Annotated in this window: 16 protein-coding genes and 1 other annotated feature; of the genes, 3 read left to right on the top strand and 13 right to left on the bottom strand. The window is 45.1% G+C overall.

Annotation, left to right across the window (positions count from 1 at the left end):
* Positions 1 to 10 precede the first annotated feature (10 nt).
* The 6 genes from FC62_RS00075 to FC62_RS00055 all read right to left on the bottom strand — a co-directional run bounded on the left by FC62_RS00075 (position 11) and on the right by FC62_RS00055 (position 4,842).
* On the bottom strand, positions 11 to 970 hold the full coding sequence (locus tag FC62_RS00075; RefSeq protein WP_056946366.1) for an ROK family glucokinase: 960 nt from the start codon (positions 968 to 970) through the stop codon (positions 11 to 13).
* Positions 963 to 1,175, bottom strand: a complete 213-nt coding sequence (locus FC62_RS00070) for a YqgQ family protein (RefSeq protein ID WP_056946368.1) — start codon at positions 1,173 to 1,175, stop codon at positions 963 to 965. The genes FC62_RS00075 and FC62_RS00070 overlap by 8 nt, the downstream gene beginning before the upstream one ends.
* Before the next feature lie 2 nt (positions 1,176 to 1,177).
* The gene (locus tag FC62_RS00065; protein WP_056946370.1) at positions 1,178 to 1,867 is read right to left on the bottom strand and encodes a rhomboid family intramembrane serine protease; all 690 of its coding nucleotides are present in this window, start codon (positions 1,865 to 1,867) and stop codon (positions 1,178 to 1,180) included.
* A gap of 48 nt (positions 1,868 to 1,915) precedes the next feature.
* Positions 1,916 to 2,458 carry a 5-formyltetrahydrofolate cyclo-ligase gene (locus FC62_RS00060; protein WP_056946372.1) on the bottom strand — a complete coding sequence of 181 codons (543 nt, stop codon included), beginning with the start codon at positions 2,456 to 2,458 and terminating at the stop codon, positions 1,916 to 1,918.
* A 51-nt stretch (positions 2,459 to 2,509) separates the two neighbouring features.
* Positions 2,510 to 2,659, bottom strand: a complete 150-nt coding sequence (gene rpmG / locus FC62_RS07880; protein WP_075362765.1) for a 50S ribosomal protein L33 — start codon at positions 2,657 to 2,659, stop codon at positions 2,510 to 2,512.
* A gap of 80 nt (positions 2,660 to 2,739) precedes the next feature.
* Positions 2,740 to 4,842 (bottom strand): peptidoglycan D,D-transpeptidase FtsI family protein, encoded by a 2,103-nt coding sequence (locus FC62_RS00055; protein ID WP_056946374.1) that lies wholly within the window; start codon positions 4,840 to 4,842, stop codon positions 2,740 to 2,742.
* A gap of 115 nt (positions 4,843 to 4,957) precedes the next feature.
* On the opposite strand from FC62_RS00055, the gene FC62_RS00050 reads away from it, so the two are divergent.
* Entirely contained in the window at positions 4,958 to 7,648 is a 2,691-nt protein-coding gene (locus FC62_RS00050) for a YfhO family protein (protein WP_056946376.1), read from the top strand.
* 32 nt (positions 7,649 to 7,680) lie between these two features.
* Here FC62_RS00050 and FC62_RS00045 read toward each other — a convergent pair whose 3' ends face one another.
* From FC62_RS00045 to FC62_RS00015, 7 genes are all read right to left on the bottom strand, one after another.
* Positions 7,681 to 8,058, bottom strand: coding sequence for a HesB/YadR/YfhF family protein (locus FC62_RS00045; protein WP_075362766.1), 378 nt, complete (start codon positions 8,056 to 8,058; stop codon positions 7,681 to 7,683).
* A 185-nt stretch (positions 8,059 to 8,243) separates the two neighbouring features.
* The gene (gene greA / locus FC62_RS00040; RefSeq protein WP_054744831.1) at positions 8,244 to 8,726 is read right to left on the bottom strand and encodes a transcription elongation factor GreA; all 483 of its coding nucleotides are present in this window, start codon (positions 8,724 to 8,726) and stop codon (positions 8,244 to 8,246) included.
* A 66-nt stretch (positions 8,727 to 8,792) separates the two neighbouring features.
* Positions 8,793 to 9,911: an endolytic transglycosylase MltG gene (gene mltG / locus FC62_RS00035; RefSeq protein ID WP_141322544.1), complete on the bottom strand. Its 1,119-nt coding sequence runs from the start codon at positions 9,909 to 9,911 to the stop codon at positions 8,793 to 8,795.
* A gap of 53 nt (positions 9,912 to 9,964) precedes the next feature.
* Positions 9,965 to 12,373: a phenylalanine--tRNA ligase subunit beta gene (pheT, locus tag FC62_RS00030; RefSeq protein WP_056946378.1), complete on the bottom strand. Its 2,409-nt coding sequence runs from the start codon at positions 12,371 to 12,373 to the stop codon at positions 9,965 to 9,967.
* A complete protein-coding gene (pheS, locus tag FC62_RS00025; protein WP_056946380.1) occupies positions 12,373 to 13,422 on the bottom strand; it encodes a phenylalanine--tRNA ligase subunit alpha in 1,050 nt (349 codons plus the stop codon). Before pheS ends, pheT begins: the two co-directional genes overlap by 1 nt.
* Positions 13,423 to 13,455: 33 nt before the next feature.
* Positions 13,456 to 13,658, bottom strand: a binding site (T-box leader).
* 38 nt (positions 13,659 to 13,696) lie between these two features.
* Positions 13,697 to 14,026, bottom strand: coding sequence for a winged helix-turn-helix transcriptional regulator (locus FC62_RS00020; RefSeq protein WP_236693752.1), 330 nt, complete (start codon positions 14,024 to 14,026; stop codon positions 13,697 to 13,699).
* Between the two features lie 69 nt (positions 14,027 to 14,095).
* Positions 14,096 to 14,884: a TrmH family RNA methyltransferase gene (locus tag FC62_RS00015; protein ID WP_056946382.1), complete on the bottom strand. Its 789-nt coding sequence runs from the start codon at positions 14,882 to 14,884 to the stop codon at positions 14,096 to 14,098.
* A 131-nt stretch (positions 14,885 to 15,015) separates the two neighbouring features.
* Here FC62_RS00015 and FC62_RS00010 point away from each other — a divergent pair, with 131 nt between their 5' ends.
* Positions 15,016 to 15,291, top strand: a complete 276-nt coding sequence (locus tag FC62_RS00010) for an acylphosphatase (protein ID WP_054744828.1) — start codon at positions 15,016 to 15,018, stop codon at positions 15,289 to 15,291.
* A 57-nt stretch (positions 15,292 to 15,348) separates the two neighbouring features.
* The gene (yidC, locus tag FC62_RS00005; RefSeq protein WP_056946383.1) at positions 15,349 to 16,365 is read left to right on the top strand and encodes a membrane protein insertase YidC; all 1,017 of its coding nucleotides are present in this window, start codon (positions 15,349 to 15,351) and stop codon (positions 16,363 to 16,365) included.
* Positions 16,366 to 16,481: the final 116 nt, after the last annotated feature.

The following is a 16,481-nucleotide window of genomic DNA, read 5'->3' as shown; positions in this document are numbered from 1 at the left end:
TTTACCTCTCCTAACCTTTAACTACTAGTGATGCTGCGCCAATCACGCCGGCCTCGTTACCAAGAGTAGCCAGTTCAACCTTAGTAGTGTTGCGCACATTTGGAAATGTGTATTTTTCAAAGTACTTCCGCACAGTATTGAGTAATAATTCACCCGCTGCAGATACACCACCGCCGATGACCACGTACGATGGATTCAGTGAGTTACCGAGCATTGCTAACGCATAGCCGAGGTCATCACAGACCCGTTCAACAATCAGAAGACCAAGGGTATCTTTTTCACGAGCGCTGTCGAACACCGTCTTAGCTGTCACTTCCTCACCATTGTCAAGCATTTGCTTCAGCTTTGAAGTGCCGGCAAATTCCTCTGACATGTCGCGAGCAACACGAACAATACCAGTGGCACTTGAGACAGTCTCTAAGCAGCCAACATTACCACAGGTACAAAGATAGCCGTGCTTATCAATCGTGATGTGGCCAATCTCACCGGCGGAACCAGCAACACCGTGGAGAATCTGGTTATTCATGATGATTCCACCACCAACACCGGTGCCAAGTGTGACGAAGGCCACATTCTCGGCATTGTTGCCGGCGCCCTTCCATGCCTCACCAAGTGCAGCAACGTTCGCATCGTTCTCCAGTGTTACGGGAATCTTCACGCCTGCTTCAATTTCTTTTTTCACATTAACGGTATGATCCCAGTTCAAGTTAAATGCACCTGTAACTGTGCCATTATCGTAGTCGATTGAGCCAGGTGAGCCCATGCCGATGCCGCTAAAATCGCTTGCGTCCATTTGGTACATCGACAAGTGATGATTAATTGATTCGACAATGTCTGGTACGATGTGGGAACCTTCATCGTTGATGTTGGTATCCTCAGCCCACCGTTGTTGAATCTCACCCTCCGGTGTCAGGATAGCAAACTTAATAGTCGTACCACCTAAATCGATTCCAATTAATTTCTTATCCATTGTTCTTCTCCTTTTGTTCCTCAATTTCATGTTCATGTTGCAACACTAATTTGGCCGATAGGTATTCTTTTTGAGAGACGACGCCTGAATGGTACAGCTTGTCGAGTTCAATTGCCATTAATTCGATATCCCAAATTCTCTTGCCGAGATAAACATAAATATTAAATTTTTTAAGTAGTTGTTGTACATCATACAAATTTCTCATTGTTAATTCGTTAACACCATTCCCGTACGCAAAGTGAAGACAACGTAGATAATTAAGCCCACGAGAGCGAGTACACGAATCTTATTGCTATAGATTGATTTGTTAACGCCACCGCTAATTACTATACCAAGTAGAAAGCCTGTGAGCAACCCTCCGATATGACCAAAAATGTCGATGTGACTGATAAATAGGTCTAAGAAGAGGTTAAGCGCCGCCAGAATAAACAGTTGCTTCCCGACCATGGCAATTGGTGTATAACGCCGCAATTTAATTGCTAAGGCAATGACCACGCCAAACAGGCCAAATAATGCCGTGCTTGCTCCCGCAGAAGTAGCTAGGTCACTCGCAAAGGCAAAGCTAAGCAAATTCCCACCAACACCACTTAACAAGTACACGCTTAAAAAGCGCCAAGGACCAATCATTGGTTCTAAGATACTGCCGACATAGTAAATAATCACAGCGTTTGAGGCCAGATGTAGTATACCAATATGGACAAACTGGGCCGTAAACAAGCGCCACCACTGATTACCAAGCACAATTAACGGGTTGAAGCTCGCCCCATATTTAAGCAAGGTAGCGATATTCGTGCTCCCACCATCGAATGTCTCCGCTAAAAAGACGATGAGCATGACAATCAGAAGACTGTTAGTAACCGCAGTCCGCCCGCTAAAATAATTTTTTATTTTCTGCAAAATATTATCCTCAATCCGAATATTAGTCGTAATCAGTCCTAAACAAAGCTAGCCGACCGTGATAATTTCATCAACGGGAACGTCAAGCATTGAAATATCCCACTCGGGTTCCTCGAATAGCATTTTGGAATACGCAATGCCCACTGTCTTTGTCTGGTAACGATTCAAGAAGAAGTCAAAATTACCTTCGCCTACACCGACGCGATAGTGGCCCTTCTGACTGAAGGCCATTCCTGGTGCCACAATTAAGTCAAGCCGGTTATTCACTACATTATCATTGAACTGATTCAACTCGGCAACTGATTTTGGGATATTAATCTCCGCGGGCCACAAGATGAAATCAAGTTGATTGCGTTTGGTGGGACGAGCCAGATAAACGTCTTTCCCTAAATCGCGTAGCTGTCTGACTAGCTGATTAATTGGCAGCTGCAGGTCATCGTTCAGTGAGATGCCAACGCTCGTCGCGCTTTGAAAAATGGGACTCTGACTAATTTTCACTAGTAATTCGTCTGTTTCCGTGCGACTTTTGGCAGTCTGAAAAAAATCTTCTAACCGTATAATTTGTTCAGCCCTAAAGCTACTTTTATCCATAACAGAACCTCAAGATAGTAAAAAACAACAGGTCCCCCTGTTGTTCGTTTGTTATTTTGTTTCACGATGAAGTGTAACATGACGTTCACGAGGGCAGTATTTCTTCAGCTCTAAACGTTCAGGATGGTTACGTTTGTTCTTTTTAGTTAGATATGTTCTTTCGTGACATTCAGTACATTCTAATAAAATGTTGTCGTGCATGTGATTCACCCTCTCTTAACCTATATTAACTGTATTAGTTTACCATCAACCATTAAATTTTACCAGTATTATTTAATAGGTTATTTGTAGAGTTTGAAATAATTGGTAAATAAATCCCGTGCGACATCGAGATTGTAGTGTTGAGTATTACCAGAGGCCAAGTTAGGAAAGACAACAGCCACCGCTATCTCTGGCTTATTCGCTGGCGCATAGCCGACAAAGCTGAGCGTAATAGTCTCAGGTGGTGTGACGTTGCCCGGATTATCCGGATCGTAATAGAAACTTTGTGCGGTACCGGTCTTGGCCGCAATCTCAGGCTTGATATCTGCCAATGAATGTGCGGTACCCCAACCATTTGAACCGTGTACAACATTATAAAATCCCTGTTTTATAACATTATATTGGCTCTCAGACCACGGAATACTGCTTTGCGGTTTGGGATTAGTTCTAGCGTAAACATAGTTGGTTTTTCCGTCATTTGCATTCTCCCCAATTGTCTTGACCAGATAAGGCTTCATCTTATAACCGCCGTTAGCGATTGTGGAGACATACTGTCCCAGTTGAATCACAGTGTAGGCGTCATAGTTACCATACGACAAGTCAAGCACACTACCGGTAAGGACGTTGCCGTTTTCGTCAAAGGAACGGCCGGTGATTCCCCCTACCTCACCCGGTAAATCAATCCCAGTCTTTTGGCCCAAGCCAAATTGGGCAAAGTTCTTCCGGAGAGTCTCAAATGCCGTGCTAGGCATTGCGATATACTTATTGGGCACATAATTTGCTTTGACCCACCGCAGCGTCAGTTGCATCATATAGATATTTGATGAGACTTCAAGCGCAGAGGGTGCTGTAAGTGAACCAAACGTCCCCACTGGATAAACGGACTTTTTCACCGGCGTCGCTGGCAAATAAATTGGCGTATCTGGAAGAGTGTTATTAGCGGGTGTGATTGTCCCACTCAGGAGTCCGCCAGCCACCGTGGCCCCCTTGACCACGGAGCCCATGACGAACGACCGGTTAATGACACCAAGAGCATCATCCACCGTTTTGTTTGTCTTTGGGTTGTGTTTCACGCCAGCAATGGCCAAAATTGCGCCCGTTTGGGAATTCATTGCGACGGCATAGGCTCCATCTGAGTACTGCGTTGTGCCATCACTTTGGGCCTGCCGATAAACCCTCGTTAAGGTGTCCTCAGCCATTTTTTGGTATTTTGAGTCAATGGTTAAAGTCAGGCTGCTGCCCTTCGCACCAGCATAGGTCACCTTATTATCCTCAACCTCATTGTTGGCTGAGACTTCCACCTGTGAAAGCGTCTTTGAACCCTTTAGAATCGACTCATACTCCTTCTCAAGGTAACTGGTACCGACGCGGTCGTTTCTGGAGTAGCCCTGAGTCAAGTAGTAGGACAAGTTATCTTCAGGCAAGCCAGCCTTCTCCGACGAGACAGAACCAATAATACTGCGCATCGAATTACCATTCGGATAACTTCTGGACCAATCCGTTCCGATACCAACTCCCGGCAAGCTATCAAGGTGCTCCCCTACCTTAGCTAGTTCATCATCCGTTAAATCCTTGTTCTTCAGGTAGATAGTGGAGAGCTGATATGCTCCACTAATTTTTTTAAAAATCATCGCCGCCGTTTTCTGGCGTTTAGTAAACTTGATGTTCTGCTGCTCAACTTCTTCCACAATCAACGGATAAACAACACTGTTAGCTTCGGCATCCCCATCCGCATTATACCGCTTAGAGCGGGGCACGCGGTTAGTCATTTTGGCCAAGTTCTTTGGGTCGCCCAAATAATAGTCGGCTAAGTCACGCTTCGTTGGGTCTTCATCTGAGAGATCGATGTATTGGCTCAAGGCATCACTGATTTCCTTAATCTTACTTGTGGAGACGCTGATCCCTTTAGTGTACGTAATCGCGTTGTTGGGCTGGTTACCAACTAGTATGCGCCCCTTTGAATCGTACATTACCCCTCTTGGAACGTTCGTTGAGACAATCTTCTGGTCACTTTTTTGGACCTCGGCCTCAAACCGGCCACCATAGGCAATTTGCAGGTAAGCCAGTTGGCCTACGAGCATCGCAAAAAGTACGAGAATAACTCCCAAGATAATGTTCATTCTCACGGGGATTGATGATGTATTTTTCTTATTTGGCGCCTTAATCTGTCTAATGTATTTCACTATTTGTTCACCTTTGATGTCTGGCAATAATTTTAGCAAAAAAAAGATGAAATTACTAATCGATAACGGTTAAAATAAGGAATATTAGAGTAATTTAAGAACTTTGAGGTAAGTAATGGTTATCAAAAGACATATCCGCACAAACCAGCCAATCAAGCACCAAAAGAGAAACTGGCCGCCCTATCTCCTAAGCTTCTTGGTGCCTAGTCTGCTTTTCACATCCTATTTCTTCTACCGCGGTGTCGTGCCGTTTGGTCATAGTTCCATTCTGACAGTTGATCTCGGCCAGCAGTACATCGACTTCTTTGCTTTCTACCGTCACAATCTCTTCACACATCCCAGTAACCTGCTCTTCACATTCAGCAAGGGATTAGGGGGAACGCTGATTGGAACCTTCGCCTACTACCTCACAAGCCCGTTGAATCTCCTTGTCTTTCTCTTTCCAGAGAGCCAGCTTCCTGGTGCAATCTTCGTCATTATCAGCTGCAAAATCGGCTTGATTGGACTAACAGGCTACCATTATTTCAAACGCAGATTTAACTTCAAACAAACGCGCATCGCACTTGCACTAGCGGTCAGCTACGCTCTAAGTGGCTATGTCATCACCAACAACTTCAACCTGATGTGGCTTGATTCCGTCATTTTACTGCCACTACTTGTGCTAGCCGTAGATTACTTGGTCGAGTCACCAACTATCCCTAGTAGTGGAATTCACAAACATAACTTACTCATCGTCCTGTCCTTGACCTGGTTCTCCAATTTCTACACCGGTATGATGATCATTCTCTTCACTACGCTATACTTCTTGATTAGGCTTTGCCAATATTCCCACCTGAAAAACAAGGGGCTCCGCTGGCAAAAACTCCGATTCTACGTTGTCCAAAACTTCTTCTCTGGCATGCTCAATGCAGTGGTTTTGCTTCCAACATTTCTCGAACTACTACAGGGCAAAGCGAAATCCACGGAGAATATCTTTAACCTGCACTTTAGCGTTCAACCACAAAATCTCTTGGCCAAGCTCTTCTCCGGGAGTTTCGACTTCGACGAGATGTCCCAGGGTATGCCCAACTTCTACTTCGGCGCCATCCTCTTGGTCTTTCTCCTAGCCTACTTTTTGTGCAAGCAGTTTCCGATTAAAGAGCGCTTGTTGAACCTCGGACTAATTGTGTTCTTACTCCTCTCGATGTGTTTTGACCCACTGATTTTACTCTGGCACGCCGGCCAATTTCCCACCTGGTATCCGGGACGATTCAGCTTTGTCCTCAGCTTTTTCGCCCTCATTCTGGTGGCAAAGTATCTCGAATATTGGCAAAGTGGTTCAGCAAAGCTTTCACCAAATAAAATAAAGGTAATAGGGCTTATTTTACTGGCCCTGATCACCTTTGTCGGCAGTAAGCTTGTTGCCTTTCAATTTCTCGACCAGGCGCGCATGTTCATCACCATCGGCCTCCTCATCGTTGGTCTCTTGCTGCTCGTTTATCGGGGTCAGTTAAGGATTGTTACCACCACGCTCCTCGTTTCTTTGATTACTTTGGACGTTGCCACGAACCTGGTCGGTAGCCTGCAGGATATCACTTATCAGGACTACGCAGACTACATCAACTACACCAAAGCAGTCAGGACCGCCACTACCAGCGTTAATCAGAAGCAGCAGTCTCTCTTTCGCATTGAGAAAGATTTCTTACGGTCGGACGATGATTCGTTTTCTAGTGGCTATGCAGGTGTAGGACAGTTCAACTCAGTTATCGAGAAGAATCAGATTGATTATCTGCGGGACCTCGGCCTTGTGACCAATGCCAACGCATTTTCAAACGGCTTCCCCACGGTGGTCAGCGACAGCCTCCTTGGTATTAAATATTATCTTACAGAAAATCAGGCCTTCGAAGAAAAACGCCAAGTGGCGAGCTTCGAACAACTGAGTTATCGACCGGACTTCAAGCTGTATCAACCGGTACGAACAGTTGGTCAAATTAATCTAATCCGGAATCCCTACGCCCTCCCCTTTGCTTACTTGACGAAGAAGGAGATTAAGGAAACTTTGAGGTCTAATACGGGCAGGATGAACCAGGAAGCGATTTTACAGAGCATACTCCCCAGCAACACACCGTATTTCACCCAGCTTACGTTACCAAAGGCTACATTGAAAAACTTCGAGTTAACCGCAGGGCAGAAGTATAAGACCGTCCTACCCGGTCAAACCGGCACCGTCAGCTTTACATTCACCCCCTCAACGGATGCGCCCTATTATCTCTCGATTCCTCACTGGCTTGTAAAAGACGATGTGAAGATTTACGTCAACAAGCACCAGATAAATAATAGTGATCTGGCGAGCGAGCCTAAGCTAATCAACGTTGCTGCCGCGCAGAAAACATACCCAATCAAAATTACATTTGAGGCCAAAAACATCCTTGATCTGAATGAACTCTATCTCTACCAATTCAATCTGCCACAGTTTAAAGTAGCAACAAAACGACTCCAGCAGACCGCGCCGCAAATCCGGCAGCTGAGCGCACGTAAACTGGTAAGTAGTAGTTTCCACACCAAAAGTAGGCAGATTCTCCAGACACAAATTCCGGTCACATCTTATAGTGGACGCTGGCTCGTTTATGATCATCAAGAAAGAATTAAAACTACTGATTGGAACAACGTCATGCTCCAGGTGCCCCTTAAAGCGGGGACACACAAGCTGAGGTTCGTCTATCAGCCAATTGGTTTATATTACGGATTAGCAATCTCAACTCTCACTTTACTAGTATTTCTGATCAACGCGTTTGTGACTAGAAACCAACAAGAAAAGGCTGATTAATTAATCAGCCTTTTTGTGTTAACCTAATCAATCTATGGCTCGTCGTGCGCACTGGCACCCGATGTCCCGTCAACTTCGGACGCACCAGTAGTATCGTCTGTAACTTCCTGCCCATCGACCAAAAAGTTATACTTTGGTTCCTCTAACTTATCATCAAATTGCACATCAAGATCATACTCACCAAAGAACCAGCTATCACCATCTGTGACGAAATAATTTCGCCCGTCACGGACAACTAGTGCCGCTGTATTTCGGGGGACCTCTTTAGTCTTAACAATACCGATAGACATGCCATCATGTACAGCAGTCTTGCCATACACCTTTCCGATAAATCGCACACCCTCTCCTGGCTCTAGCTTCAATTCATGAACGTACCATGCATGTGCTTTATCAGAGATACTTAGTTTCATTTAACCGCTCCTAACGTTGAGATTATTGTGAATCAGTAAGTATTACAGAAATCATAATTCAATTGTACATTAACCGCTTACATTTTTCCGTAAAATTGGCTTTTTTCACAAACTTTTTTATTTTTCGGACCAAAAAAAACTAAGTCCCAGGCCGTCGCCCGAACTTAGTTCTTAAAACACTTCGATTATTGTACTACTTCAACTTTGTTAATTAAGACATCAAATGAACCACCAGGTGTGGTAATTGTCACTGTTTGTCCCTCTTTCTTGCCAAGCAACGACTGGGCAATTGGTGATTCGTTTGAAATCTTACCAGCAAGTGGATCTGACTCGGCTGAGCCAACAATGATGTATTCTTCAGGATCGTCCTCGCCTAATTCGGTGAAGGTGACTTTCTTACCGACAGAAACCTCATCGGCGGACACCGTTGAAGCATCAACGACCTGAGCAAACTTCAACATCTCTTCAATTTGCTTGATCCGGGTCTCTACCACACTTTGTTCGTCCTTAGCTGATTCATACTCGGAGTTCTCCGATAAATCGCCGTAAGAACGGGCAATCTTAATGCGTTCTATTACCTCCGGACGCTTAACTAATTTCAAGTTCTCTAATTCTTCTTCTAACTTAACTTTCCCCTCCGCAGTCATCGGGAATACCTTATCGGTCATCTTAACACCTCATAATTATTTTCTGAGTTAAATCTTATTGGTTATCTTGCTAATTGTCAACGATAATTATTGACCCAAACCAGAATTCGTTGCTAAATGTTCATCATATGTGTGTGAATAATAAACCTTACCAGTATCTAAATCGGCAACAAAGTAAAGGTAATTCAGCTCTCGGTCAGCTGGGTTTAGTACAGCTTTCAACGAGTCTAGGCTGGGGTTGTTAAATGGGCCAGGACCAAACCCAGTATGAATGTACAGGTTGTACGGTGATTTAACAGCAGTATCCTTATTCGTCAGCGATTTTTTGTGCGTATTCAAAGCATACATTACAGAAATATCTGATTGAATCGGCATATCAATGTCCAGCCGGTTGAGGAAGACACCCGCAATCTTAGCCCGGTCCGTTGCCGTCACACCCTCCCGCTCAGTAAGCGAGGAGAGAGTCAGTGCTTGTTGGACCGTCAAATCTGCATCCCTAATCTGGCTAAAATACGGACTATAAACGGAGTTTGCCTTCTCCACCATCTGCTCGACTAGTTGTTTCAGCGTAGTGGACTTATAGAGGTCATACTTGGCTGGGAAAAGGTAGCCCTCCAGATGATAACGCACGTCCTTTTGCTCCATTGAGGACTTCAGCAACGCGGGATACTTCTTCAGTAAGCTATTTAAGAAGCTTTGATTCTTCATCAGGTCAAGGAAGTCGGCCTTTTTGAACTTCGTTGATTCCGCAATCGCATCACCAACTTGGTCAACCGTAATTCCCTCTCTCACGAGCACCTGGGCGGAGACAGTTCTGGTTCCACCAGTCTGCAGCTGCTTCACAATTTGTCTCAGAGTCATTGAGGGCGACAAGTAGAATTCCCCGGCCTGAAAGTCTGTATAACTGTTAGTCTTTGTCCAATAGTTAAATACCGTCGCGTTCTTGATCAGCTTCTTCTTCTCCAAGATATAGGCAATATCCTTATTGGATGAGCCAACAGGAATCTCTACTTTTACCTCGGATTTACTTGCAGAATTATATGGTTGGAGGGCACTATGTACAAATAAAGTTGCAGCTAATGCCACAATCACAATCAAAATTCCTAGGATACTGAGAATCCATTTAGTTAGTTTATGCGCGGCCTTTTGCTCCAGCCTGTCTTCTAACTGCTTCTGTTCGTTCAAGTCTGGTTCATTAAGATTCAAGGTCTTTCTCCCTTTACAATCGTCTCTAATTTTGCAAACGCGAATATCTCGATTTATCTTACCACAATTTGCAATTCAGAGCGCAAACTAGCCGTAATTTTATCCATTGCTTCCTCAATCTCACTATCTGTGAGGGTTCGTGCTTCGTTTTGGAAGACTAATTGGTAGGCAATAGACTTCTGATCATGGGCAATCTTCGCACCTGCGTAGACGTCAAATACCGTCAAGCTTAGTAGATCTTTACCAGCATTTTTGAAAATTACGTCTTCAATCACAGCATTTGGCGTTGTCGCACTGACCAATAACGAGAGATCACGCTTAATTGCCGGGAACTTCGGCGCTGGTTTAGTCGTCACCGTCTCGCGCTCTGATTCTAGCAGTGGCTCAAGATTTAATTCAAAGCCGTAGACATCGTGAGCCTTCATTTTCTTCGTGATACTTGGATCAACTTGGCCCACGAAACCAATTAATTGCTCACCAAGATAGACACCAGCAGTGCGCGTAGCGTGCATCCCATCTAACACCAATTCTTTGAATGCGACCGTATCCAATACGCCCATTTGATCTAGGAGATATTCAACCTGTCCCTTAACATAATAGAAATCCGTCTTTTGCGTGATATGTTGCCAGTTAGTTTCAATTGCATCACCCGTGTAAACTGCGGCAATGTGCTCATATTCATCGAACGATTGGCCAAATTGGTCAAATACACGCCCTTGTTCGTACAAACGCAGGTCTTTCTGACTTCTAGCCACGTTGTAAGCTACGGCGTCGAGCAATCCGCTCAACAGATTCTGTCTCATGGCAGTACGACTAGAGTTCAATGGCCATTCTACCTTGATTAATCCGTTCTGATTCTTTGTAAAAAGCTTACTCTTAGTCTCATCAGTCAGGGAATAGTTAATGGTTTCAATGAGTCCCTGGTTCTGCAGGAGATTCTTCCAGTGATTAATGAGCGTCTCCCGCTTAGAATAGCCGCCAAGAGTCTGCATCCCACTTGGAAGTGTCGCTGGAAGGTTATCGTAGCCGTAGATGCGGGCAACTTCTTCAATCAGATCCGCCTCAATGAAAATATCGAATCGTCTGTTAGGAACATTAACCTCTAAAACAGCAGTGGCACTAGCACTCTTCTGGTAGCTAAAGCCTAACCGAGAAAAGATTGTCGCAATCTGTTCAGTCGTAATCTCCGTTCCCAGCACATGGTTCACATGGTCAGTTGAAACATTGATTGTTAACTGTGGTTTCTCCTCGTCTTGACCAACTACCAGACCCTCATAAGTCTGACCATCGGCCAGTTGCTCTAACAAGTAGGCAGCCAGATCAGCCGCATTACGGGTATTATCCCAGTTCAATCCCTTTTCAAATCTGTTTGATGCCTCAGAACGAAGGTTGTGTCTCTGCGCCGTTTTTCTAATATGGGACCCATCAAAAATAGCACTTTCGAGCAGGACATCCTGCGTGTCAGTCGTTATTTCTGAATCCATGCCGCCCATTACACCTGCCAGACCAATTGGCTGCTCGCCATCTGTAATAAGGAGGTCGGCCTCATCTAGTTCAATCTCATTACCGTTCAAAAGTGTGATCTGTTCACCCTTTTGTGCCAAACGAACATCAATCCGGTTAGTCTTAATGACGCCAGCATCAAATGCATGCAGGGGCTGACCGGTGACCAGCATCACGTAGTTCGTGATATCGACCACGTTATTAATTGGCCGCACACCGGCGCTCATCAGTCTTCTTTGAAACCACATTGGACTCTTCTTGATCTGAATACCGTGAATCTTGCGCAGTAGATACTTATGGGTCAGTTGCTTATCCACAGTGACCGTGAAATCGTCCTGCCATTGTCCGAGCGCCTCAATGGGCTCATGATGCTTGATTGTTGGCAGCTGGTTCGTGATGGCACCAACCTCATAGGCTGCCCCCTCCATCGAAAGTGTATCTGCACGGTTAGGCGTGATATCGAAGTCGAGCACATAGTCGTCCATCCCGAGCGCCTCATAGACGGGCGTGCCTGGGGCAATCTCTTCCTCGAACACGTAGATACCATCAGCATAGTCCTTTGGGACAACGCTCTCGTCAAAACCAATTTCTTGCAGGGAGCAGATCATGCCGTTTGAAACTACGCCACGCATCTTGCTTCGTTTGATTTTCTCATTACCAGCAATTCGTGCACCATGTAATGCTACAATCACTGTTTGACCATTTGCAATATTTGGTGCCCCGCAGACAATTTGAATGGGTTCTGCTTCACCAACATCTACTTGCGCAACCTGCAAATGATCGGAGTCTGGATGTGGCGCAAGTCCCACGACGTGACCGGCCACAATCTTCTTTAAACCAGCCGCTAGATGCGTTACACTGGCAATTTCAATACCAGTTAATGTAACCTCGTTGGCCAGTTCATTTGGATCAATTTCTAAATCTAAGTAATCTTTTAACCAGTTATATGAAACTAACATTAAGCTTCCTCCGTTTTGAATTGTTCTAAGAAGCGGACATCATTCGTGTAGAAATCCCGAATATCGGTCACCCCATACTTCAGGATGGCGAAGCGATCAATTCCGATACCAAAAGCGAAACCACCGTAAACACTGCTATCAACGCCGGCATTCTCCAGCACGTTCGGGTGCACCATGCCGGCTCCTAATACTTCAATCCAACCCGTGTACTTGCAGACTGCACAGCCGGCACCATTACACTTGAAACAAGAGACATCCATTTCAACTGATGGCTCCGTAAACGGGAAGAAACTTGGCCGCAGACGAGTTTGTCTATCCTGGCCGAAGAAATGCTTAGCGGTCAACTCAAGCGTCCCCTTCAGATCGGCCATAGTCACGTGCTTGTCAATCACGAGCCCCTCGAGTTGGTTAAATTGGTGGGAGTGTGTGGCATCATCGTCATCACGTCTGTACACCTTACCCGGGCTCACCATGCTGAGTGGACCTTTTTCAAAGTCGTGTTGCTCCATCGTCCGCGCCTGGACCGGTGACGTCTGGGTCCGCAACAGGTGTTCCGCGTCGACATAAAAGGTATCTTGCATGTCACGTGCCGGATGATCTTTAGGCAAGTTCATCATCTCAAAGTTATAGTGATCGGATTCTACCTCAGGTCCGACGATGACACTGTAGCCAAGACCGATGAAGAACTGTTCTAGATCCTGCCGCATGATGTTGATGACGTGTTGCACGCCGGTATTTGGCCGCACGCCTGGCAGAGTAACATCAACTTTTTCTGCAGCCAGCTTTTTATTGAGCAAATCTGTTTCAATTTGTTGTTTCATTGTCGCAATCTGAGTTGCCAAATGGTCCCGCGCATCATTGACGGCCTGGCCAACCTCTTTACGCCGCTCCGGCTCCACATCCTTCATCGAATGCAAAATCTCCGTTAACGCTCCTTTTTTACCCAACAAACGCACTCGAGCATCGTTTAACTCCTGCTCTGTCTTACTGTTCTTAATATCGGTCAAACCTTTTTCTCTGAGCTTACTCAGCTTCTCAAATAAATCCATCTTTTTTCCTTTCCAATAAAAAAAGCTCCATCCAAAAGGGACGAAGCTTCGCGGTACCACCCTAGTTTATCCGCACACAGCGAATACACTCAAACTTTCGTTAACGGTGAAATACCGGAATTGATTAGATTCTACTCCTAAGCTGAAATTTGGTAGTGCTCTTCGGAATGCTTCCATTATCCATTCCTCGCTGTGGAAAAGTCCCACTACCTACTAGGCTTAATCATAGTCATTAACTAGTATATTAAAACAAAAAAAAGACTTGGTCAATTGACTAAGCCCATTTATCTGCCCATTGATGAACTTGATCCATCACTGGTTTTAATTCCATACCCTTTTTCGTTAATGTATAACTGATAATTCCCGATTCAGGATTAACGTTTCGCTTCACAACGTTCAGTAACTCGAGTTCCTTCAATCGTTCGACTAAAACACGATCGGAGCAATTGCTAATGGTCCGCGATAAGTCCTTGAAACGCATCTCTTCAGAGTCGCACAGCGAACTGATAATGAGTCCGTTCCACTTCTTACCTAGAATCTCAAAGGAGCTAACAAAATGACTACAAAGTTCATAGTCTTTAGTTGTTAATTCTCTAACAGTCATCATATCACCTCCATCTAGTTCAACCTTTTAGATACGCTTATTATAAATAATATACTTACTAAAAACAAGTTATTTTACTTGTACAAGTTGATACATGAGAATTCCGGCGGCTACAGCAGCGTTTAAGGACTCCGCTTTACCCGTAATCGGGATGTAAAGTTCTTGATCCGCTTGTTCAATGACGCTAGCACTAACACCGTGGGCTTCGTTACCAACTACAATCGCAAACTGTGCCGGAGCGCCGTAGTCAAACACGGACTGGGCGTTTTGGTTCAACAGGCTCACAAGAACAGGAATATCATTCTCCTTCAGACTAGCAATTGCCGCATTGATGTCCTGCCGAATCACGGGCAGGTGGAACTGGCTTCCCTGCATACTGCGTTGAACCTTAGCGTTATAGATATCCACGCTGTAGGGACTCAGGACTACACCATTGTAGCCGGCAGCATCGGCGGTCCGGACGATGGTACCGACATTACCGGGATCGGCTAAGCCATCCAGAATGACCCACCGCCCATAGTTGAATGAGTAGGTTCCCGGCTGATTAATCGGCAGCACCATGAAGATTTCCTGGGTGGTCACCGTTTGGCTTAAATGCTCCGCCAGTGAGTCGTTTATTTGAATAATTTTACTGCTATTCAGGTTGAGTAAGTCGGCTAGCTCGGGATTAGCAACTAGCTTGTCGAGCGCCTCCTTCGTGCCCAACAGAAATTTGAAACGCTTGGGAGCCTTCAGAGCTTCCTCAATGAGGTGGAAGCCCTCAATGATGTACTCTTGTTCCTGGTTGCGGTACTTCTTCTGCTGCAACTTCCTAACGTGCTTGATGGTCGGATTGTTCATTGAATTAATTTCTTGCATTATCGATATTTGCTCCATTTCAAAAGTAAGTCGTTACGACTTTATATAGCACTAGAATACCATGAAAAACCGAATTAGGTTAAAATAGGAGGAGAAATCTTTTTATTTTGATACCACACGGGAGGCAGCAGATGATCACAAACGAGATAATTGTGCACGGTTTAGTCCAGGGCGTGGGCTTTCGTTTCATGACGAAACTGGTGGCGGACCAACTTCACGTATTTGGTACGGTAGAGAATTTAGCAAATGGCGACGTGCGCATCGTCGCTCAGGCAGACTCAGAGACGATGACGCATTTCTTAACAAAAATTAAAGCTTCTCCCTCGCCTTCCGGGCACGTGGAAACCATGCAGGTCCGGGAATTAACGGATGTGCAACCACTACATTCATTTAGGGTGACTGGTTGAAATCAGCAATGGTAACAGGTACAATTCTTGATTAGATACACTTTGAAAGGATTTCAAATGAATAAAAAATTACTCAAGAAAATTGGCTTGTTACTGCTGGTAGCGAGCTTGATTGTCGTCGTTACAGGCTGTGCTCGCGTAGACTACTCGGCCATGAAGCCACCGACCGATCCGTTCATGGGCACGATTTACCGCTTCATTGGGCACCCATTGCAGAACCTGATGTTGGGTGTCGCAAAGTCAATGAGTGGTACAAACGGAGCAGGTTGGGCAATTGCTCTAATCACCTTCGTGGTCAGACTGATACTTTTACCGTTGATGTTGAACCAATCCTTGAAGTCTACCAGACAACAAGAGAAGATGAAGGTGCTCCAGCCCCAGCTAAAACTCGTTCAAGAGGCCGTTAGACGCCCTGGCATCACCCAAGCACAAAAGATGCAAATTAACCAACTTTCGATGCAGATTTACAAAGAGAACAACATGTCGATGATGGGTGGCATGGGCTGCCTGCCATTACTACTGCAACTCCCAATCATGATGGGAATCTACCAAGCGGTAGTTTACTCGAAGGATTTGTTCAGTGCCTCATTCTTTGGCATTGCACTTGGTAAACCTTCGATGATTCTAACCATCGTCGCCACACTATTGTACCTGGCTCAGGGCTACATGATGACGATTGGCGTACCCGAGGACCAGAAGAAGATGATGCGGACAACTATGATGATGAGTCCGTTGATGACCTTCTTCATCAGTTTCTCCGCCCCAGCTGCCTTGGCGCTTTACTTCTTGGTCGGCGGAATTATCGCCATCATCCAACAGGCCATCGTCTCATTCATCATTATGCCAAGAGTTAAGCGTGACGTGGACCGCGAGCTGAAGGAACACCCAATGAAGGAAGTCGTGACAGAGGGTACAATTAATGCTATTCTAAATCAAGAAACTGCAGATGCTGCAATAACCAATGCGGATTCGACAGCTACAGACGCTACCCCTACCACAAAGCAAAACGTTGAGAGTCGTAACAGACAGCGAAATGCCGGTAAACAACAGCATCATCATGATAGAAATAATTAATTTATTGAATAACCCTTTGGAGCTACTCCATGTCAAGTGGACAGATAAATAATTAAAATCAGGCAATATTTTTTGAGGCATGATTTCGAAATTCTTTCGGAGTCATGCCTTTTAGT

The organism is Amylolactobacillus amylotrophicus DSM 20534, from assembly GCF_001434555.1.
GTDB lineage: Bacteria > Bacillota > Bacilli > Lactobacillales > Lactobacillaceae > Amylolactobacillus > Amylolactobacillus amylophilus.
The sequence above is the reverse complement of the archived record's forward strand: the minus strand, read 5'-3'. Positions and strand labels throughout refer to the sequence as shown.